At 46.6% G+C, this 20,539-nt stretch carries 23 protein-coding genes; 19 read left to right on the top strand and 4 right to left on the bottom strand.

Annotated features, from left to right (window positions below):
- Complete coding sequence (locus G3R49_RS05250) at positions 1-378, bottom strand: hypothetical protein (RefSeq protein ID WP_130597946.1); 378 nt, start codon at positions 376-378, stop codon at positions 1-3.
- Between the two features lie 160 nt (positions 379-538).
- Between G3R49_RS05250 and G3R49_RS05245 the strand changes: the two genes are divergently transcribed.
- The 18 genes from G3R49_RS05245 to G3R49_RS05160 all read left to right on the top strand — a co-directional run bounded on the left by G3R49_RS05245 (position 539) and on the right by G3R49_RS05160 (position 16,079).
- Positions 539-1,237, top strand: a complete 699-nt coding sequence (locus G3R49_RS05245) for a beta-ketoacyl synthase chain length factor (RefSeq protein ID WP_167868857.1) — start codon at positions 539-541, stop codon at positions 1,235-1,237.
- Entirely contained in the window at positions 1,222-2,001 is a 780-nt protein-coding gene (locus G3R49_RS05240; RefSeq protein WP_167868856.1) for a 1-acyl-sn-glycerol-3-phosphate acyltransferase, read from the top strand. The genes G3R49_RS05245 and G3R49_RS05240 overlap by 16 nt, the downstream gene beginning before the upstream one ends.
- A gap of 15 nt (positions 2,002-2,016) precedes the next feature.
- Positions 2,017-2,289 carry a phosphopantetheine-binding protein gene (locus tag G3R49_RS05235; RefSeq protein WP_130597949.1) on the top strand — a complete coding sequence of 91 codons (273 nt, stop codon included), beginning with the start codon at positions 2,017-2,019 and terminating at the stop codon, positions 2,287-2,289.
- Between the two features lies 1 nt (position 2,290).
- Positions 2,291-2,551: an acyl carrier protein gene (locus tag G3R49_RS05230; RefSeq protein ID WP_207234099.1), complete on the top strand. Its 261-nt coding sequence runs from the start codon at positions 2,291-2,293 to the stop codon at positions 2,549-2,551.
- Positions 2,548-3,102, top strand: a complete 555-nt coding sequence (locus G3R49_RS05225) for a hypothetical protein (protein WP_167868855.1) — start codon at positions 2,548-2,550, stop codon at positions 3,100-3,102. Before G3R49_RS05230 ends, G3R49_RS05225 begins: the two co-directional genes overlap by 4 nt.
- Positions 3,092-4,513, top strand: coding sequence for an AMP-binding protein (locus tag G3R49_RS05220; protein WP_167868854.1), 1,422 nt, complete (start codon positions 3,092-3,094; stop codon positions 4,511-4,513). The genes G3R49_RS05225 and G3R49_RS05220 overlap by 11 nt, the downstream gene beginning before the upstream one ends.
- A complete protein-coding gene (locus G3R49_RS05215) occupies positions 4,510-4,869 on the top strand; it encodes a 3-hydroxyacyl-ACP dehydratase (protein WP_167868853.1) in 360 nt (119 codons plus the stop codon). Before G3R49_RS05220 ends, G3R49_RS05215 begins: the two co-directional genes overlap by 4 nt.
- Complete coding sequence (locus G3R49_RS05210) at positions 4,859-5,602, top strand: glycosyltransferase family 2 protein (RefSeq protein ID WP_167868852.1); 744 nt, start codon at positions 4,859-4,861, stop codon at positions 5,600-5,602. The genes G3R49_RS05215 and G3R49_RS05210 overlap by 11 nt, the downstream gene beginning before the upstream one ends.
- Positions 5,592-6,617 (top strand): hypothetical protein, encoded by a 1,026-nt coding sequence (locus G3R49_RS05205; RefSeq protein ID WP_167868851.1) that lies wholly within the window; start codon positions 5,592-5,594, stop codon positions 6,615-6,617. Before G3R49_RS05210 ends, G3R49_RS05205 begins: the two co-directional genes overlap by 11 nt.
- On the top strand, positions 6,604-8,151 hold the full coding sequence (gene hutH / locus G3R49_RS05200) for a histidine ammonia-lyase (protein WP_167868850.1): 1,548 nt from the start codon (positions 6,604-6,606) through the stop codon (positions 8,149-8,151). The genes G3R49_RS05205 and hutH overlap by 14 nt, the downstream gene beginning before the upstream one ends.
- Before the next feature lie 74 nt (positions 8,152-8,225).
- Positions 8,226-8,681, top strand: coding sequence for a thioesterase family protein (locus G3R49_RS05195; RefSeq protein ID WP_167868849.1), 456 nt, complete (start codon positions 8,226-8,228; stop codon positions 8,679-8,681).
- Positions 8,681-9,340, top strand: coding sequence for an outer membrane lipoprotein carrier protein LolA (locus G3R49_RS05190; RefSeq protein ID WP_167868848.1), 660 nt, complete (start codon positions 8,681-8,683; stop codon positions 9,338-9,340). The genes G3R49_RS05195 and G3R49_RS05190 overlap by 1 nt, the downstream gene beginning before the upstream one ends.
- A gap of 31 nt (positions 9,341-9,371) precedes the next feature.
- Positions 9,372-11,825 (top strand): MMPL family transporter, encoded by a 2,454-nt coding sequence (locus G3R49_RS05185; protein WP_167868847.1) that lies wholly within the window; start codon positions 9,372-9,374, stop codon positions 11,823-11,825.
- Positions 11,822-12,448 carry a DUF3261 domain-containing protein gene (locus G3R49_RS05180; RefSeq protein ID WP_167868846.1) on the top strand — a complete coding sequence of 209 codons (627 nt, stop codon included), beginning with the start codon at positions 11,822-11,824 and terminating at the stop codon, positions 12,446-12,448. The genes G3R49_RS05185 and G3R49_RS05180 overlap by 4 nt, the downstream gene beginning before the upstream one ends.
- The gene (locus G3R49_RS05175; RefSeq protein ID WP_210147095.1) at positions 12,445-13,632 is read left to right on the top strand and encodes a beta-ketoacyl-ACP synthase; all 1,188 of its coding nucleotides are present in this window, start codon (positions 12,445-12,447) and stop codon (positions 13,630-13,632) included. The genes G3R49_RS05180 and G3R49_RS05175 overlap by 4 nt, the downstream gene beginning before the upstream one ends.
- Positions 13,625-14,089 (top strand): 3-hydroxydecanoyl-ACP dehydratase, encoded by a 465-nt coding sequence (locus G3R49_RS05170; RefSeq protein ID WP_167868844.1) that lies wholly within the window; start codon positions 13,625-13,627, stop codon positions 14,087-14,089. Before G3R49_RS05175 ends, G3R49_RS05170 begins: the two co-directional genes overlap by 8 nt.
- 35 nt (positions 14,090-14,124) lie before the next feature.
- Positions 14,125-14,853, top strand: coding sequence for a 3-oxoacyl-ACP reductase FabG (gene fabG, locus G3R49_RS05165; RefSeq protein WP_130597960.1), 729 nt, complete (start codon positions 14,125-14,127; stop codon positions 14,851-14,853).
- Entirely contained in the window at positions 14,853-16,079 is a 1,227-nt protein-coding gene (locus G3R49_RS05160) for a beta-ketoacyl-ACP synthase (RefSeq protein WP_167868843.1), read from the top strand. The genes fabG and G3R49_RS05160 overlap by 1 nt, the downstream gene beginning before the upstream one ends.
- Before the next feature lie 146 nt (positions 16,080-16,225).
- Here G3R49_RS05160 and G3R49_RS05155 read toward each other — a convergent pair whose 3' ends face one another.
- Positions 16,226-16,930, bottom strand: coding sequence for a nuclear transport factor 2 family protein (locus tag G3R49_RS05155; protein ID WP_210147093.1), 705 nt, complete (start codon positions 16,928-16,930; stop codon positions 16,226-16,228).
- Positions 16,931-16,955: 25 nt separating this feature from the next.
- Positions 16,956-17,888 carry an alpha/beta hydrolase gene (locus tag G3R49_RS05150; RefSeq protein WP_167868842.1) on the bottom strand — a complete coding sequence of 311 codons (933 nt, stop codon included), beginning with the start codon at positions 17,886-17,888 and terminating at the stop codon, positions 16,956-16,958.
- A 377-nt stretch (positions 17,889-18,265) separates the two neighbouring features.
- Here G3R49_RS05150 and G3R49_RS05145 point away from each other — a divergent pair, with 377 nt between their 5' ends.
- The gene (locus tag G3R49_RS05145; RefSeq protein WP_167868841.1) at positions 18,266-19,165 is read left to right on the top strand and encodes an AraC family transcriptional regulator; all 900 of its coding nucleotides are present in this window, start codon (positions 18,266-18,268) and stop codon (positions 19,163-19,165) included.
- Positions 19,166-19,427: 262 nt separating this feature from the next.
- Here the strand turns inward: G3R49_RS05145 and G3R49_RS05140 are convergent, their stop codons facing one another.
- On the bottom strand, positions 19,428-20,531 hold the full coding sequence (locus G3R49_RS05140) for a DUF4124 domain-containing protein (protein ID WP_167868840.1): 1,104 nt from the start codon (positions 20,529-20,531) through the stop codon (positions 19,428-19,430).
- Positions 20,532-20,539: the final 8 nt, after the last annotated feature.

Raw genomic sequence — 20,539 nt, 5'->3', positions numbered from 1 at the left:
CTATTTAGCAGCTGCTTCTCGGATCGATTTCTTAATGTCTAAATTAAGGTTTCTAACCCAGGTCGCTACTTTCTTATGAATTTTGCCGTCTTTATATTTCAGGTTTTCAGAACCGTAATAAAGAATAGAATAATCTTCAGCGCTATATGGAATATCCACTTCCAACATGTGTGAGCGAACATTTAACGTACCGCGCAATAAATTGTCGTTTACTGGAGTAATTTGCCAATTACGAACATAGCCAGCGTCAACAATCGCATTTTTTACTTGCTCTTGAGTCAAGTTGTATCCCACGGGCTCACTTTTAAGCTCAGGCACAGGAATTGTTTTACAGCCAACTAATACAAGTGTGAATATAAGTGCAATTAATTTCTTCATACTTACTCCATGTAACATTCCGTTGATTTAACTCACTAAAATCGATCTAAAAAACAGGATTAAACTCTTGTTTTTAAAATTTATTTTACAGCGTTTTTGTTATCGCTTTGAAAGGTGGTAGCATACTCCATTCGTTAATAAAGAGATACCCCAAATTCGTATGCAGTTTCGCTGTGACATCCAGGCCTGGCATGCTTGTTCAGAGCATGTTTTAGAACTAACCGGACACCCACTTCCGCCAACGCAAAGTAAGGTACCAGCAGGTATAAAACGCCGTGCTAGTCAGTTAAGTAAACTTGTGATCAATACCTGTTTACCTATTATTGCCGAGCGCTCAGTTGACTATATTGTTTTCGCCACTCAACACGGTGAGATTCATCGCACGCTTAATTTGCTAACGGATTTAGCCAGCGAAGAAGAGTTGTCACCAACTGCATTCGCACAATCAGTTACCAGCACAGCACCCGGCTTATTAACTATTGCTAGTAAGCAACCGATTGCATTTACTACGGTTTCTGGCGGTAAAAATACCCTGCAAGCAGGTTTAGTTGAAGTGGCAATGCGATTTTATCAGCAGCCACAAAGTAATATTTTATTGATAGTAACTGATGAAGCCCTACCAGAGATTTATCAACATCACAGTGCTGAACAGCACCAGCAAAACCTGTTAGCGCTTCATTTTACCCAAGGTCAATCCTGGCAAATTGAATGTAACTCTGGCAATAACGGTGAGCACTCAGCAGGTGAAGCAGGACCTGCAGAAACATCAGCACGTACACGATTTGCAGACAAACTTGCTGATAAAACTAGTTTTGATTTCGATTTTACGAACACGCGTTGGTCATGGAAAAAGTTGTAAATAGCCTAAGTAAGTCTCTTAGGGCATGTGCATCGGCAATCTCATTTACGTTTTTTGGGGCTGGCGGCTTAATCCTATCTTACGTGTGGTTTCCGCTACTTTGCGTAGTACACCGCGACAAGAAAAAACGCGAGCTAGCCTGTCAAAAGAGCATTTGTAAAAGCTTTCGTTTTTTTACCTTGTTTATGCACTGGTTGCGGATTTTAGATCTCGATGTAAAGAACCAGGAGAGATTGTCGCAGCGTCACGGTTGTATTGTGGTGGCCAATCACCCTACCTTAATCGATGTGGTCATTTTAATGGGTTACATGGACCAGTGTGATTGCATCGTTAAAAGTGAGTTGTTCCACAATCCTTTTGTGCGTCATATTGTTAACTTGGCAGGTTTTATTCCTAACCAATCAGAAGATCTCATTAACTTGTGCCAGCAAAAGCTCTCACAAAAGCGCAAATTGCTGATTTTCCCTGAAGGCAGTCGCACAGTCCCTGGAGAAAGTGTAAAATGCCAGCGAGGTGCAGCTCATCTTGCAGTGCGATGCGATACAGATATCCAAACAGTGAGAATTCATTGCTCGCCAATCGCGCTATACAAAGGCAGTGCTTGGTATCAAATGCCCGCGTCACCAATGAAATTTACCATAGAGGTCGACCAGCCGATTTCGATAATGCCAATTATTGAAGGCTCGCCGGCACCAGCAACCGCGGCACGACGACTAACACGCTATTTGAATAGCCACTTGCAGCCGAATGTAGCTGACAAATGATTTAAGGACCCAAAAGTGAAAGACTTAGAATTACAACTAAAACAACTAATTATCGATACATTGAACTTAGAAGATTTAACCACTGATGACATTGAGTCTGCTGAGCCACTTTTTGGTGACGGCGATGGTTTAAACCTTGACTCAATTGATGCGCTAGAGCTTGGCTTAGCCATCAAGAAACAATTCAATGTACTTATCAATGGCGACGACCCAAGCGTACGTGAGCACTTTACTAGTGTTGACACCCTAACTCGTTTCATTGAATCGCAACAAACCGCTGAGGTGTAAAGTGACCCGCCAACAGATTTTCGATCTTATTAAAGATGCCATGGTCGAGCTATTTGAGCTTGAGCCAGAAGAAGTAACAGCAGAAGCCAACCTGTTTGAAGACTTAGATCTAGACAGCATTGACGCGGTTGACCTAGTGGTTTTCTTGCAAAACAAAACTGACACTAACTTTGAAGCTGAAATGTTTAAGTCAGTGCGTACCGTGCAAGATGTTGTCGACGCAGTAGTAAAATTAGAAGCAGAATCTAGCGAAATCGCATGAAGCTAGGGAGCTTGATACCAGCCGCTTTGCTGGCTTTGTATCCCTTTCTGGTTTATCTCGCAGTGCAGCACCAACAAACAACAGCCTTACTGTTGCTTCTTGGTGCTGTGTTTATTGCGCGTTTTATTTTTGCGCCGAGCAACAAGCCACTCAAACTGATGACCTATGTCACCAGTGCGATAGGTCTTGCCTTAGTGTCCGCCAGTAGCTTAATGCCTCAATCAAACTGGCTGCTGTTTTACCCTGTGGTAATTAACGTCAGCCTAAGTTTGATGTTTGCCGGCAGCGTGTGGCTAAAGCAGCCCATTATCACCGCGATTGCTAAGTGGCGTGCCCCTAATCTGCCTGAGTCTGGCATCGTCTACACCAGAAAACTGACGTATGTATGGGCAGTGTTTTGTGGCCTTAACGCCGTTGTTGCAGCTATTACAACCACAATGTCTATCGATATCTGGACCTTATATAACGGTCTTATCAGCTATTTGTTAATCGGCACATTTATGCTGCTTGAATACCTGTACCGCCTAAGAGTAATGCGCCGTGAAAACTAGTCTTCTTCATCAACTGCTACTCTCAAACGAGCTTGAGCGCACTATTGCAATCAATGGCCAGCAACAACTCACCATTGCCGACTTGCAGCGTGATGTAGCCGCATTAATGGCAAGCTTAAGTGCACGCTTGGAGCTGTTATCTACCTCTAACGCACACAGCAACGAGGCTAACCTCGCTGCCGAAAACATAGGGATTATTTGCCAGCAGCCATGGACTTTCTTGGTTGCGTTGCTAGCAGTGCAGCAGCTAGGTAAGCAGCCACTGGTGTTTTCCAATATTCAAGACCGTCAAGCGGCTGAATATTGTCAGCAATGGTTGTGTATTACGGATAAAGATGCGCTTGCTGATAATGCCAACACCCTCGCTATCAAGCAGGTGTTGAGCACCGAGGTGCAGCAAGCTGCCGCAACTGTTCTCAAGGCTGTTAACAGCGAACAAGCCAAACTCACCCTGTACACATCTGGCAGCACAGGTGAGCCAGCGGCAATTGCCAAAACCCTTGCGCAACTTGAGCTTGAAGCGCAAACGCTAGAGCGTGACTTTGGGGCTGAGCTTACAAAAGGCAGTGTATTTGTTGGCACTGTGGCGCATTATCATATCTACGGAATGCTGTTTCGCCTATGTTGGCCGCTACTAAGTCAACGAAAGTTCGATTGCGCACTAATCCAGACTGAAGAGCAGCTGTTACCTAAGCTAACAAAGCCATTAGCCTTTATCTCCAGCCCTGCTTTTTTATCACGATTGCGAGCGATGCCAGGTGTGCAGGCCAAGTCGGGAGGACAAGAACAGCAAACAACCTTTAGCTCTGGTGGCCCATTAGATTTTGCCAGTGCACAACAGGCGAAGATGCAACTTGGCGCATTGCCGATTGAAGTATATGGCAGCACAGAAACGGGCGGCATAGGCTGGCGCAGACAAGATAAGCCAAGCACGCCATGGCAAAAGTTTAGTTTGGTAAAACTTGCGCTTAATGATGGCTGCTTGCACGTTAGCTCTGATTACATCGACGAAGGTCAGTTCCAAACCCAAGATTTAGTTGAGCTGATTGACGAACAACACTTTCGCCTAAAAGGCCGCGCTGACCGTATTGTGAAAATCGCAGAAAAGCGTATCTCCCTTGATGAGCTAGAAAAAACACTCTCCTCTTGTCAGGGCATTGAACACTGCGCCATCATAGCCCTTAAAAATGCCGAGCAAATACGCATTGGCGCGGTCGTCACCTTAAATACTGACTGGCAGCAACAAGTCGCTGATAATGGTCAGGCTTGGTTATGGAAAAATATTCGCGCTCAGCTAAAAGGATTAGTTGAGCCAGTTGCACTGCCAAGGCAAGTTCGCGTTGTTGAAGCGATTGCCGTTAATCAACAAGGCAAGCGCAGCTATGTGGAATTAGAGAAACTATTTCAATGACAGTAAATAAACTTCCTCGGGTCATCAGCGCTCAAACCCAAGACAACACAGCAATCGTTGAGCTGTTTGTTGGCGATGACATTGAGTACTTCAAAGGCCATTTTGACGGACACCCGCTTCTACCAGGTGTGGTGCAGCTTGACTGGGTATTACACTTTTTCAAAGCGCATTTAATCAGTAATTTTCAATTTAAAGGCTGTGATGTGATCAAATATCAGCAGCCAATTTTGCCAAATATGCAGGTCACCCTCACCATGGTATGGAAGAGTGAACGTAGCAAACTTGAGTTTAAATACAGCTCAGCGTCTGGCAATCACGCCTCGGGTAAAATTAAGGTGTTACCTCATGAGCTTTAAGCTGGCAGCGATTATTCCATGCTACAACCACGGCGACACGGCTGATACCGTGGTTGTTGCCTTGCAAGCCAAAGGTTTAGATGTACTCATCGTCAATGACGGCAGTAATCAAGCCACCACAGACACATTGCGGGCGATAAAAGCGAGTCGCGGCATTCATCTGTTAGAGCTTGAGCAAAACTCAGGCAAAGGTGGCGCTGTGATGGCAGGTTTACGCCACCTACACCAGCTAGATTATAGCCATGCGGTACAGGTTGATGCAGACGGTCAGCACGATCTTTCTAAACTCAGCGAGCTAATTGATAGCGCAAAAGCCCATCCGCAAGATGTGATTTCAGGTAAGCCTGTTTACGGTGATGATGTGCCAAAAGGCAGGCTTTATGGGCGCTACTTAACCCATGTGAGCGTGTGGATTGAAACCTTGTCACTGCAAATTCAAGACTCCATGTGCGGCTTTCGCGTTTACCCGCTAGCACCAGTCGAGCAACTGCTAAGCCGCAAACAGCTTGGCACCCGTATGGATTTTGATATCGAAATTCTGGTGCGTCTGTACTGGCAAGGCTTAACCATTCGTCATGTCGATACGCCAGTGAGTTACCCAGAAGATGGCTTAAGTCACTTCAATGCCATAAGCGATAACGTCAAAATATCCTGGCTACATACCCGCTTGATCTGTGGCATGCTGCCGCGTATTCCAAAACTGCTACTGCGAAAGTTTGCCAATGAAGACTAATTCATCAAAGCCAAGTAATTCGCCAAAGCCAAGTAATTCGCCAGATACTTCGCCAGAGCCAGCAGAGGCGCAATCAAGCAAGCAGCACTGGTCTAGCTCTAAAGAGCGCGGCAGCGTGCTGGGTATTAAGTTTATGCTGATCACCTACCGCCTGTTTGGTCGCAAGGTGTTCTCGCTATTCTTGTATCCAATTATTGGCTACTTCTACTTAATGGATAAAGTGAGCCGCAATGCATCTAAGCAGTTTTTAACCCAGCTTGACCAACATCTCATTGCACAAGGCGAAGCGCCGAAACAGCTATCAAGTTTCAAGCACATTTATGCCTTTGGTCAAAGCATTCTCGACAAACTTGCGGGCTGGGGCGGCGACATAGATTACTCCCAGCTTCAGTTTCATAACGAAGATGTACTGCAGCAAATTCTGACCACAGGTAAAGGCGGTCTGATCCTAGGTAGCCATTTGGGTAACTTAGAGCTGTGCCGCGCATTGAGCAGCAAATATGTTGATTTAAAAATCAATGCATTGGTCTTCACCCAGCATGCTGAGAACTTTAATAAAGTCATGGGGCAAGTTAACCCAAGCAGTAATTTGAACCTTATTCAGGTTAACGAGCTTGGGCCAGATACCGCCATGTTGCTAGAGCAGAAGCTAAATGATGGCGAATGGGTGGTGATAGTTGGCGATCGCACCTCAGTTACCCAGCATAAGCGCGTGGTGTGGCAGTCGTTTTTAAGTAAAGATGCGCCGTTTCCGGTTGGGCCTTTTGTATTGGCGGCGATCTTAAAACACCCCGTTTATTTAATGTTTGGTTTTGCCCGTGAGCAAGACGCAACTTACGATATTTTCTTTGAAGAATTTGAAGCGAACCCAAGTCTACCGCGCAAAGGCCGCGACCAAGCTTTACAAGATTTAATTGCACGCTACGCCAGTCGACTAGAGCATTACGCACTGCGCTACCCGCTGCAATGGTTTAACTTTTTTGATTTTTGGACACTAGATAATGACACTAAGTAGTACCCCAGTCGTTTTTGGCGACAGCGAAATCTCAATTAACGAGGTTTGCCAAATAGCCCAGCGCAAGCGCATTGCCGCGCTATCTACCCAGGACGCATTTATCAATAAAATTGATGCAGGGGTAAAGTTTCTTGACGACCTACTTAAAGAAGATGGCGTGATTTACGGTGTTACTACGGGTTACGGCGACAGTGTTACCGTATCAATTCCAAGCCATTTAGTAGAGAGCTTGCCTCATCAGCTTACCCGCTTCCACGGCTGTGGTTTAGGCGCACACTTTGATGAAGCAGAAACCCGCGCCGTTATGGTAGCGCGTCTGGCTTCACTAAGTCGCGGCATGTCAGGTGTTAGCCACGAGTTATTATCACTGCTCACCGCGTTGATTGAGCACGACATATTACCGCTTATTCCAGAAGAAGGCTCAGTTGGTGCATCAGGCGACTTAACCCCACTGTCATACCTTGCAGCCGTGTTAATCGGCGAGCGTCAAGTGCGTTATAAAGGGGAGATTGTTGATACTAGCGTTGCATTTGAGCGCGCTGGTTTAACGCCAATCAAATTACGCCCGAAAGAAGGCCTAGCCTTAATGAATGGCACAGCTGTAATGACAGCCATAGCTTGTTTAAACTGGCAACGCGCAGAGTACCTATGCCAAATGGCAACCCGCATAACCGCTATGGTGAGCGTGGCAATGCAAGGCAACGCATTCCACTTTGACGAAGCGCTGCACGCAGTAAAACCTCATCAAGGACAAATGCTGTGCGCCGAGCGTCTGCGCCATGACTTAAACTCAGATCTGCCACCAAGCAACTCAGATCGGCTGCAAGACCGTTACTCACTGCGCTGTGCACCGCATGTGATTGGTGTGTTGCAAGACACCCTAGATTGGGCCAAAGGCGTGATTGAAATCGAGCTAAACTCAGCCAACGACAACCCAATTATTGACGGAGAAAACCGCCGCGTACTGCACGGTGGTCACTTCTATGGTGGTCACATTGCAATGGTAATGGATAGCCTAAAAACAGCGGTTGCCAATGTGGCAGACTTACTTGATCGTCAACTAGCGCAGCTTTGTGACTACAAGTTTAACAACGGCTTACCGTATAACTTAAGCGGCGCTCCTGAAGACATTCGCCCAATTAACCACGGCTTTAAAGCAGTGCAAATTGGCGTATCATCATGGACAGCTGAAGCATTAAAGAACACCATGCCAGCGTCGGTATTCTCACGCTCTACTGAGTCGCACAACCAAGATAAAGTTAGCATGGGCACCATTGCATCTCGCGATTGTCGCCGCGTACTTGAACAAACCGAGCAAGTATCGGTAGCCTGTTTATATGCAGCAACTCAAGGTGTCGAGCTACGCATTAACGCGCAGCAACTGTCAAAAGGCAGCCTAACGCCAGCGCTACTCACTACCATGGATGATGTTAGAACCGTATCGCCGTTTTTAGCAGAAGATCGCCCATTAGAAACTGAGCTAAGAGCAGGTTTAGCGGCAATTGCCAATCAAGAGTGGCACTTTTACGGCTAGCCCCGAGTTTAGTTAGCGATACACAGGCGAAACCAACAACAATTAGGTTACCCACATTTATAGGGATATAGGCGATGAAAATCACCGCAGAAGCTGAATTATCTGTGCCATTTCAAGATTGCGATCCTATGCAAATTGTCTGGCACGGCAACTACTTCCGCTACCTTGAGGAAGGCCGTCTGGCCTTGCTCGACAAAATCGACTTTGGCTACTTAATCATGCAGCAAGAGGGGTATGCCTATCCTGTTGTCGATACTCGAATGAAGTTTGTCGACTCGGCGCGTTTTCGCGACCGCCTCAAAGTCATCGCTACCCTCGATGAGTGGGAAAATCGCCTCAAAATAAGCTATCGCATTGTACGTGTCAGCGACGGCAAAACCTGCATTAAAGCCTACACCACACACTGCGCTGTAGGATTGGAAGATGGCGAAATGCGCTTTGCTTCGCCATCTTGTTTGCTTGATAGAGTGAATCACTATTTTCAAACCCAGCAAGCGCTAGCGCTAAACCAACAAACGCAGGAGCAATAATGAAGTTACGCTTTGCGAAAAACTGGCTACCACTACCACGCTATCTGGCAGCAACACTCATCTGTCTAACGTCGATTTGTTCGTTACCTAACGCAGTAGCTAGCACTGAAGCGCTTAATATCGACAGCCTAGCTGCTATGTTTAACGAAACTAGCCCAACCCACGGCAGTTTCGAGCAGCAAAAGAACATGTCTGTGCTCACCCTGCCGCTTAACTCCAATGGTGTTTATTTTGTTGACCCAGGCAAGACCATTGTTTGGCAACAGCTCCAGCCTTTTACGCAAACCACCTTGATCCAAAATGGTGAGTTAACCCAACTGGTAAATGGTGAGGTGCAGCCCAGTAACCAAGCGGCTGCCAGTGATATGGTGTCAGAGATGATCATGGCGCTATTTTCTGGCAACTGGCAACAGCTAACCCAAGATTTTGCTTTTAAGATCAGCGGCGATAAAAGCAATTGGCAAGCCGAGCTTACGCCAACATCTGGAGCCATGGCTAAGGTATTTAAAGCGATTTACATTCAAGGGTTAGATACACATATTCGCCGTATCTCACTACATGAACACAGTGGCGACAGCACCAACATTAGCCTTGAAGCCGATGATGCGAGTGAGCTACCAGCGTCAATTGAACGAGTGCTAAAACTCGCCGCTCACTAAGAAAAAGCTAATAATAAAAAAGCTCAAGCGAATGAAATCTGACCGACAGACTCAATCACGCAATCATGCCGACAATGCACAGCCTGCCAGCAACAAGCCTCGCTACGCCATGTGGCTATGGCTTGTGTGTCAGCTTGGCTTGTGTATATTGCTGGTTACTCAGGTTATCAATGGTCTGCGCCCAAACAACGACTTTTTAGCTCTGCTCCCCAAAGATGAGCAGCGCCCATGGGTGCAACAAACCATTGAAGCTGCAGCCGGCAGTCTTGAGCAGCGCATGGTGTTTGTAATTAAAGCTGACTCTAAAGCGCAGGCGCTAGATGCAGCCCAAAACTGGCAACAAACGCTTACTGGACTTGAACATGTAGAGCTCATCACTCCAGAGCAAAGTCAGCGCACTTACTATCAAGGGCTGTTTCCTTATCGCGGACAACTGTTAGACGCTGACGCCAAAAACTGGCTTGAGCAGCAACAAGCAGACAAACTCACAACGCGAGTATTAACCCAGCTTTATAACCCTTTTGCAGGTGTCACCGCAGGAGAGCTTGAGCAAGACCCTTGGCTGCTATTTCGTCACTATATGCAGCAAGGCTTTGCCGATAATCAGTTCGAGCTGGTCGATAATCTGCTGTATCTAAGCCAAACAGCAGATAACGACAACGCCGAGCAACAAGCGCACTACACGCTTATTCAAGCCAAGCTAAACGTCGGTGCTTATTCCCAAGCTGCACAGCAAACCATTGATGCAATTAATACTCACGCTGAGCAACTTCAATCCAAGCACTTACAAGCAGGACAAAGCATAGACATCTGGCGTCAAGGCGTGGCGTTTTATGTAGTTGAAGCGGCAAGCAGCGCGAAAAGTGAAGTCAGCATTATTGGCGGCGGCTCATTGCTTGGGGTGATATTGCTGATCTTATTGGTATTTAAAAGCGTGCGCCCATTACTGATGTGCCTTACTTCTATCAGTATTGGGGTAATTAGCGCCGCTGGCATTACCGTGCTGCTGTTTGGCGAAATCCACAGTTTTACGCTAGTGATTGGCGCCAGCTTAATCGGTGTGTCGGTAGATTATGCGTTCCACTATTTAAGTTGCCGCGCTTGCAGCAGTCACTGGCACAGCGTTAAGGCCGCAGCCCACCTGCGCCCAGTGTTACTACTTGGGCTAATCTCAAGTGTGCTCGCCTACAGTGCCTTGTTATGGGCAAACTTTCCTGGGCTAAATCAGGTCGCGGTGTTTTCAAGTGCCGGGCTTATTGCCAGTTTAATCACCGTGCTTATACTCTACCCTCAGCTGTCACAAGCGAGCGCCAAACACAAACCCATCAAGCTTGCTAATGGTCTACTAAATCTGGTGCAAGGCTATCAACAAAGTAAAGTGGCGTGGGCGGTCATTACGCTAATGACGCTAGGTAGCGTTGTTGGCATCAGCAAACTTAATTTTGATGACGATATTCGCTTGCTGCAATCAGCGCCTCAATGGCTAAAACAGCAAGAGCAGCAAATCGCTGAGCTAACTGGCGTGAGTCAATCGCAGCAATGGTTAGTGCTTAATGGCGAAAGTCAGGCGCAATTACGCCAAGCAGAACAAACGCTTGCGCCTAAGCTAAATGCGCTAAAGCAGCAAGGCATCATTAGCGACTTTAGCGGCGTGTATCAATTGCTGCCTGGCGAGGCTGAGCTAAAGCACAACCATCAATTAATCGACAAGCTTTATCGCGAGCAAGCAAGCGCGCTAACCGCGCAAATTGGCTTGCAACCTAACGCATACGCGCCATATCAAGCGCTCGACTGGCATGCTTTGGCAGAACTTGCGCCACACACGCCCTATCTTTGGGGCGAGCTTGCCAATGGCAGAGCTTATAGCGTTATCACCTTATCAGGCGTTACCGATGTCGCGCCGCTAGTTAAATTAACTACTCTTGCAAACAAAGCATCTCTTGCAAACAGAGATTCGATTCGTAGCGGATCAGCACTCACTCTCGCTTATGTTTCCCGCGCTGATGAAATAAGTGCCCTGCTAGGCGATTACCGTAAATTTACCCTATACATGCTCGCCATCGCCTATGGCCTAGTGCTGCTGTTATTAACCATGCGCTATTCATTTAAAGATGCTATTTGCGTACTTGCCGCGCCGCTACTTGCTGGCATCTTTGCCCTTGCATTGCCTGGGCTATTTTCCATGCCAGCCAATCTGTTCAATGTAGTCGCGCTGCTGCTCATTTTTGGTATTGGTATCGATTACAGCTTGTTTCTGCGCTTTCATCTCAATCAGGCTCACGCCACCCTTGCGGTGCTGCTTGCAGGTATCACCACCTTGTTATCGTTTGGGTTAATGGGACTTTCCAGCAATCATGCAATTGCCAGCTTTGGCTTAACCATCGCAGGCGGTATTTTGGCATCTTGGGTATTAGCGCCGGTATTTTCGCAGTATTTACATACTCGCCATCAAGCGGTTCAAAACCGCATAGGAGGCAATCAATGATGCGTTTACTCATTATCGCGCTTTTACTGATTGCGCCGCTAATCTCTGGTTGCACTGCGCTTAAACAAAGCGCTGCTCAAGCCATGATGCCGGCCTCGCAGCAGCCACATTGGCCAACGCCTGAATCACTTGGGTTTAACTTACAAGCCCAGCAAGTGCTCTCCATTAATCATGGCGATGATTCCCATACCATGACGGTGGCGCTAGAAGTCAATCCGCAAAAGCTCACCTTAGTAGCGCTGTCGCCTGTAGGCCTACCTATCGCAATCATCACCTGGGATGGTGTTAAGCTAGATAAACAAAGCCCGACTGGAATGGATATCAGCGTTATTCCGTTTGAGCTAATCTTAGATAGCATTTTCTACAGTTACTGGCCTGAGGCAGCACTTGAGGCCATGCTAGATGATCGCAATTGGCAACTGCAGCAAACATATGACACAAATATTGCCGCCTCAAACGCTAGCCAAACAAGTCTGATCGAGCGTAAAGTGTTGCAAAATAATAAGTTAATTTTAGAGATTAACTATAAAAAACACCGTCAGCCACAAGGTCAAATCAACCTAGTTGACCACCGCACAAAACTTGCCACTGCGCTGACGACAATTCAATGGATCCAATCATGACGCCAATTTACATTCATGGCATCGCTGCACTAAGCGCCTTAGGCAGCGGAAAACAGGCCACCTTAGCAGGCATTCGCAGTGGTCAATCAGCAGGGCTACAAGCCTATGACGCTAAGCTGTACTCAGGCCGCAGCACCTTTGTCGGTAAGGTTACTGAGCCTTTGGTTGAACTGGCACCAAAGCTTAATGACGCCAAAAACCGCAACAACTTGATTGCTGCCACTGCCTATCAGCAAATAGCTGATGTAATTGAGGCAATTAAACAAACTACCGCAGCTAGTCGCATTGGCGTAGTGGTTGGCACCAGCACTACAGCTATTGCAGAGGGTGAAAGCGCGATTAAGCATCATCAACAACATGGCGAGTTGCCAGATGATTTTCGTTTCGCTCATCAAGATATTGGCGACACTGCAGACTTTATCGCCCGCCTAGCACAAGTATCAGGGCCAACTTACAGTTTATCGACCGCTTGCTCGTCATCAAATCGCGCCTTTATTTCAGCCCAAGGGCTGTTGGAGTCAGGTTTATGTGATGTAGTGATTTGCGGCGGTGTCGACAGTTTGTGTGAACTGACCGTCAATGGTTTTGATTCCTTAGAGCAAGTCTCGCCAGAGCCAAGCCGCCCATTTGATTCTCGCCGCCGTGGCATCAATATTGGTGAGGCAGCAGGTTTATTCGTACTAAGCAAAACACCATCAAAGCTGGCACTTGTTGGTTGGGGCGAGTCTGGCGAGGGCCATCACATGTCTGCGCCTATGCCTTGTGGTAGCGGCGCAAAACGCGCAATGGAGCAAGCGCTTGAGTCAGCAAACTTGCAGCCAGCTGATATTGGCTACATCAATGCCCACGGCACCGCAACTCAGCTAAATGACGCCATGGAGTCTACCGCGATTGAAGAGCTATTTGGCAATCAAGTGCCAGTTAGCTCAACCAAGGCATTAACTGGACACTGCTTAGGTGCAGCTGGCGCGATTGAAGCCGCCATTTGTTGCTACTTACTTGAGCAAAAGCAATCTGCGCCGCAATGGCCACAAGACTTTACACAGGCAGATGACGTAAAATCACTAAACTTTACGGCAAGTTCAGGACAACTATCCAGCCTAAGGATATTATCTAACAGCTTTGCCTTTGGCGGAAACAACGCCTCATTAGTTTTTGAGTTAAATGAGCACAACCATGACTGAACCAACCTTTCCAGACATTGAGCAGCTATTGCCCCATCAAGCTCCTATGCTGCTTATCGACCGTGTACTTAGCGCACAGGAAGACACCATTAGCTGCGAAGTTGTCATTAAGCAAGACAGCATCTTTTTTAATGAGTCGCTAAACGGTATTCCGTCACACGTGGGTATCGAGTACATGGCACAAACCATTGGCGCATTAGCAGGCTTAAAAGCCCACAAAAAAGGCGAACAAGCTCCCATTGGCTTGCTGCTTGGCGGCCGCAGTTATAAAGATGTCGGCCTGACCTACCCGCTAGGGCAAAAACTAGTGGTGTCGGCAAAATTAACCATGAGCGATGAATCTATGGGCGTTTACCACGCAAAGATTGAGCTCGACGGCGAAGAAGTGGCAAGCAGTCAAGTTAACGCATACGTACCAAGCAAAGATGTGCTAGCACAATTAACCTCAGCCCAATAATGCTTTTTGTAAAGAGTTCGGAAAATTTAGGAATAGTGATGAAACAAGTATTGGTCACTGGTGCCAGCAAAGGTATCGGTAAAGCAATCGCAATCGAGCTAGGGAAAGCTGGCTATGAAATTGCAATCCATTATGGCCGCGATGAGCAAGGCGCACTTGATACCCTTAGCCAAATTGAAGCCGCTTCGGGCAAAGGGCGTATTTTAAGTTTTGATATTTCAGACCGCGAACAATGCAAAGCTGAAATTGACAAAGACATCGCCGAGCATGGCGCTTATTACGGTGTGGTAGTCAATGCTGGTATTACCCGAGATACCGCTTTTCCATCTATGTTAGGCGAAGAGTGGGATCAGGTTATCCATACCAACCTAGACGGTTTTTATAACGTGGTTCATCCAACCATTATGCCAATGGTTGGTGCGCGCACTGGCCGTATCGTGACTATTTCATCCCTGTCTGGGCAAATTGGTAACCGTGGTCAGGTGAACTATTCAGCCTCAAAGGCTGGCCTGATTGGCGCAACCAAAGCGTTAGCTACTGAGCTAAGTAACAAACGCCGCGCGATCACGGTTAACTGTGTCGCACCAGGCTTAATCGACACAGGTATGGTGGAAGATCATGTAAAAGATCACGTGCTGCCAGCAGTACCGTTAAAGCGCATGGGTAAGCCAGAAGAAGTAGCTGGTTTAGTGGAGTTTTTACTAAGCGATAAAGCCGCCTACATTAACCGTCAGGTGATTGGCGTGAACGGAGGCCTACACTAATGGCAAAGCGCGTTGTTGTAACCGGCATGTCAGGCATTACTGCTTTAGGTGACAACCTAGAAATGGTAATGGCGGCCCTTAAAAAAGGCGAAAATGCCGTGGTAAAAATGGACGACTGGCAAAAGTATCAAGGATTGAAAATCAATCTTGCGGCGCCGATTGCAGATTTTAGCTTACCTAAGCACTACACCCGCAAACGCATTCGCTCAATGAGCCGCGTCTCGCATCTATCAACGCGCGCAACTGAGCTAGCACTTGAGCAAGCTGGTCTGCTTGAAACCGATATTCTCACTAGCGGTCAAACCGGTATCGCTTACGGCAGCTGCTCAGGTAGTACAGTTGCAGGTAACGCGTTTACTACGGTACTTAAAGATCACAGCACCCGCGACTTAGACGCCAACACCTATGTGAAAATGATGTCCCATAGCGCTGCAGTTAACACAGGCTTGTTCTTTGGTTTGCGCGGCCGCGTAGTGCCAACATCAAGTGCATGTACCTCTGGCTCGCAAGGTATCGGCTTTGCCTATGAGGCAATTAAATACGGTCAGCAGCAAGTCATGGTCGGCGGTGGAGCAGAAGAGCTTTGCCCGACTCAGTCGGCTGTATTTGATACCTTATTCGCCACCAGCGGCAAGAACGACACCCCCAAGCTAACCCCGCGCCCATACGATAAGGACCGTGACGGCCTGGTAATTGGTGAAGGTGCTGGCTCACTGATTTTAGAAGATGCCGATTTTGCCGCTGCTCGCGGCGCTAAACCTATCGCTGAAGTGGTCGGTTTTGCCACCAATTGTGATGCGGCCCATGTGACGCAACCGCGCGCAGAAACCATGCAAGTATGTATGGAAATGGCACTTCGCGATGCTGGGCTTAAGCCTGAGCAAATTGGCTATGTGAATGGTCACGGCACCGCAACAGACTTAGGCGATATTGCAGAAACCACAGCAACCAATGCGGTATTTGGTAGCCAACAAAAAATCTCTAGTCTTAAAAGCTACTTTGGTCACACCTTAGGAGCCTGCGGCGCAATTGAAGCCTGGCTGAGCATTGAAATGATGCGCAGCGGCTGGTTTGCACCAACGATTAACCTGGATAATGTTGATGAGCGCTGCGGCGAGCTAGATTACATTACTGGCAACGGCAGAGAAATGGATTGCCAGTACGTTATGACCAACAACTTCGCATTCGGCGGCATTAACACCTCGCTTATCTTTAAGTTGTTGTAGCATTGCACGAGCTTATTAACGGCGAGCTAGACAATCAGCTCACATAACAAAAAGGCTTAGCCAGTAATTGGCTAAGCCTTTTTAGTGCTTGTTCTTCTAATGCGGTTTCACAACAAGCTTCTGTTTATATTGGTTCTTGTAACCCACTAATTTTGGTAATCCACTAACTTTGCCTGGCGCTTAGCAAGATTTGTTGCGGCGCGTTCAGGGGCGATAGCTAGCACCTCGCGGTTACCCTGCTCGCTAGGCTCAGTTAAGGTCACTGAAGTGATTAACCAGTCACCGTCAATCTGGGTCAGAGTAAAATGGTAGCGCCCAGCCACTTGCCAAAAGCCTTTATCTTCGTGCTCTTTAACGCTAACACCGTTCGCGTCAGCCTTATCGCGATTACCAGCATCTTTAATAAAGTGGCTTGCACTAAAGCGCATCGTAGCTTTTGCGTTGGTAGCATTATCTTGATCAAGCTCTACCTTAATATCACTGACTTGATGGTAGGTCACATCGAATCCAGGTAAAAAGCCTGCCCATTGTTGCATTAAGGCCTCGCGAGTTAAGCTCTGCGGTTCACCACCCCATAGCGCGGTGTAATCAACAGTCACCTTTGGCGCAAATAGGCGACCTAAATATGCAAACGCATTTTGGTCGGCAAGCACCGCATAACTTGCTAGATTGCGGGCGATTGTCGCCTCAGCCATTGATGGTGTTGTTAACTCACTACCACTTGTGTTGGCTTTAACACTCGTTTTCGCGTTAGCACTCATTGATGCAACTCCCAAAATCAAACCTAAGACCAGACTAAAAACCATGCCCTTATTCGGGGTACACATCACAGTTAAAGCTCGAGTAAACATCTCTTCCCTCCTATTGCTTTGCAGCCTATAAATGGGCGTTAAAGTGTTTCGCAATATTTTCTACCGCTTGTGATACCGCATCAGCTTGGTCATAGAAATCAAACTGAGTCACATTATCTAGCCACACCGCTGATACATTGCCTTTTGCGGCATCTAGATATTCATGAGCGCCTGCTGGCAACGCCATTGCTTCAGATGCCACCATTAACGTTGGCTGCTCAAGACTTGTCGCGCTTAACTGCGCATTGTAGTTAAGCCAGCCATCCCACGATGCCACATTGAATTGGTTATCATACTCAGGGATTAAGCCGCGATCGTTCTCGGTGTAGTAAGGCGCTTGATACATCAAGGCGTTCTCATTGGTTAAGCTTGCAGCTTCAATATAAACTTCAGCGCCTTTGGCTGCAGCCGCGGCTTTTAACAAGCTTGCTGCTTGCTCATCACCACCATAAATTTGTGTTGCCATTGCTGGAGTATGTAACCAAGGTGCCACCACGGCAGCGGCGCTTACCTTGCCATTGCCAGCAACCGCATCAAGCATATAACCAGCCGATGCACATATTCCCACGCCAGCAATACGGCTAGCATCTACTTGCTCTACACTCGCTAAGGCGTCAATCACAGCGCGAATATCGTCGGCTTTACGGCTTGGGTCTTCTAAATAGCGAATCGCATCTTCTGATCTGCCCCAACCACGAAAATCAAAAGTAATTGCTGCAAAACCTTTATCGGCTAGCGCTTTAGCATACACAGCTGGCATTTGTTCTTTCACCGTAGTCCAGGCTCCTGTCACCACAACAACAGGCGGATTTTCAACACCTTGAGGTAGGTATAGGTTTGCCGCTAATGTACCAAGGCGTGTATCTAGATTAATTGATTGCATAGTAAAACCCTCTTGTTGTGAATTGGCAGAAAATGACAAAACTAATAACGCTAGTAGCAACAGCTTGTTAATCATCTCGTCCTCCTTGATTAAATACGCTCACATGATTGCGAGTGCTCAGTTGTTGATGACTAGAATAGCGATACCTTGAAAATCAATATTGAAGATTGCTGCTCAGGTTTTTGTACATTCTTGCTTGGTAAATAGTTGCTCAGTGAGATACTTGCCCAATAAAGAGTTGCTTAACACTGGTAAAAAAAAAGAAGTGGCCTTTAGTGTTTGACCCTAGCCAATTCCATAAGCTAAGGTCAAAAAACTAAGGTAATAGTGATGAGAGCTATGGGCAGCCAAAGAAGCGAGCCACAAGCTGACTCAAGTGCAGTACAGAGTACGCAAGCCTAAGTGAAGAGAAGAGAAGAGAAGAGAAGAGAAATAAAGGAAAATACTCAGCGATGAAGTCAAATTTAAAGTTCTTCGACTATGACTCAAAGCAATTGTCTAACTGCGGCGAGGTGCTCAATATTGAGCTATCGAGTGAGCCACTAAATTGGCAAGGTGTGGCACTGGAAAAAGGCGCATCACCGCACTTTTATCCGCAAAATGTGTATACGCCCTACTTTTACTTCGCGCTGGCATTAGATAAAGACCTAACCTGGTCGGCGATGAACGATGGCAACGTAACGCCGCTACAAACTACGCCCGGTGATATTTGGATAAACCCACCTGCCACGCCTTTTACTCATAATATTGATGAGCCTTGTTACTTCATTATTCTAGCCATTGAAGAACAAACATTACTGGCGAACTGCCCACTCAATCTACAAGGAAAACAGCTTAACTTCCTCAACAACTACAATGTGCATGACGATGTCATCAAAGGCTTAATGGAGCTGTTCCTGCTAGAGCTGCGCAACAAGGGGCGAAATGGCAGCGTGTATCTCAATAACCTAATCTCGCTGCTAGCAATCCACTATATTCAAAACTATTCCAACTATGCCGATCTGCAAACTCAGCAAAATGACGCGTCTAAGTTTGATCAAGCCCAAATCAGCAAAATCGACGCCTACATCGACGCCAATATTTCAGAGGCTATCACAGTTGATGACCTAGCCGAGCTACTTAACTGCAGCAAGTTTTACTTTCTGCGAGAGTTTAAAAAACTCATGGGCAACACGCCCTATCAATATCTAATGAGCAAACGCCTAGAACTTGCCAAACAGATGCTCGGCAATAACAACGCCAGCATCTCCATTGTCGGTCAAGAAGTCGGCTTTAACGACCAATCACACTTCACCCGCGCATTTAAAAGCCAGTTTGGCATCACGCCGAATCAGTTTTTGAAAGGCAACTGATCGGCAAGCACACTGAGGTTCGCCATTCACAATTTTCAACACAGTAGATCCTGCAACAAATTCTGTCGAAGCTGAGTCAAAATTGCTCAACATCCATGAATTTTTGCAGCAACATTCGCAGGTGAAAGATGATGAGAAAGCGGATGATGACAAGCACTGAAATGATGGTTACCTAGATTTAGACGTGCCAACATATAAGCGCAAGCAAAGTTGATGCAAACTAGGTTAACCCTGAGTGACGACTGGTGCCCTTGAGCGTAAGTTATCTAAACTTACGCTGCCAGCTTTGCCAATCTCGCTCCAAGCCGCTAAAACCATTTGGGTAAAATTTAATTAATTGATCAACATTTTTCGCTGTGCAGCGGTTTTCAGAAAAATATTTAAACAAGCTTCTTAGGTAGCTTCGTCCTTTAGAAGTCGTCATTAGCATTCGCATAAGTCGATGTGAATTGTCATATAGCTTACTGCGTAAACTGCCTTGCCAATCGCGACCATCACTATACAACACCGCCTTTAATGGCAGCCAAGCCGCTCGCTTAAATTCCAGATTATCACGCCTTAGCTGTTTGTCACTGACCAACTGGTAATAATCACTATTATGTACTGTCGTTAAAAATGAGCCTGATTGAAAATACTCTGCTAACCCTTCATTAAACCACATTGGAGTTGAGCCGAATTGCCCTGCATTCATTACATGCACACTTTCATGAATGGCTGTAGTAAATGCCTGCAGGTCGTTGCGATGCCAAACCGCCGCTAAATTGCGGCCTGGAGAATAAAAACCTTGGGAGTTATTTGCAGTAAAACCGTCACCAGATAGCTTGTTGTACTCATGCTTGTTGCCTGCGAGCATGATATTAATCTTGATCGGCTGCAATTGCTTTTTAGGTAACAATTGGCGGTAGCGTTTATCAATATCTTTTAATGTAGCTCGCATTTTGTCGCGCAAAAAGGCTGGAGGGTTGGTTGCTTTTGAGTCGATAAAAATTGAAAAATTGTACTGAGCATCTTTGTATTGAGTTAGTTCACTTGCAGCACTTGCATTAGCTGCGTCACTAAAGTGCTGCTGACCATTTTCATCAACCCAACTGTATATGCCACGATCTGTTTTTTGCAACGCATTTGCTTGCGATACAGCCAATGAGCCACAACCTGCAGGCTTAAACGACAGATGCTTTTCATAAGCATAATCAGTAGTTATTGACTCTGGTTGTTGCAAATCTAGCATTTCCGCCTGCTGCTCAATTTGCGTATAAAGCCAGCCCAAAGACACTCTTACCCACTTACCGTTATAGTGATCAATAATCAGCGCCAGTGTCACCATCAAACTTATGACTAAAATGTATCTTCTTAATTGGCTATCCATTGCCACTC

It is taken from the genome of Shewanella sp. WXL01, assembly GCF_012263345.1.
GTDB classification, from domain to species: Bacteria; Pseudomonadota; Gammaproteobacteria; order Enterobacterales; family Shewanellaceae; genus Shewanella; species Shewanella maritima.
This window is presented reverse-complemented; position numbering and strand designations above follow the sequence as displayed.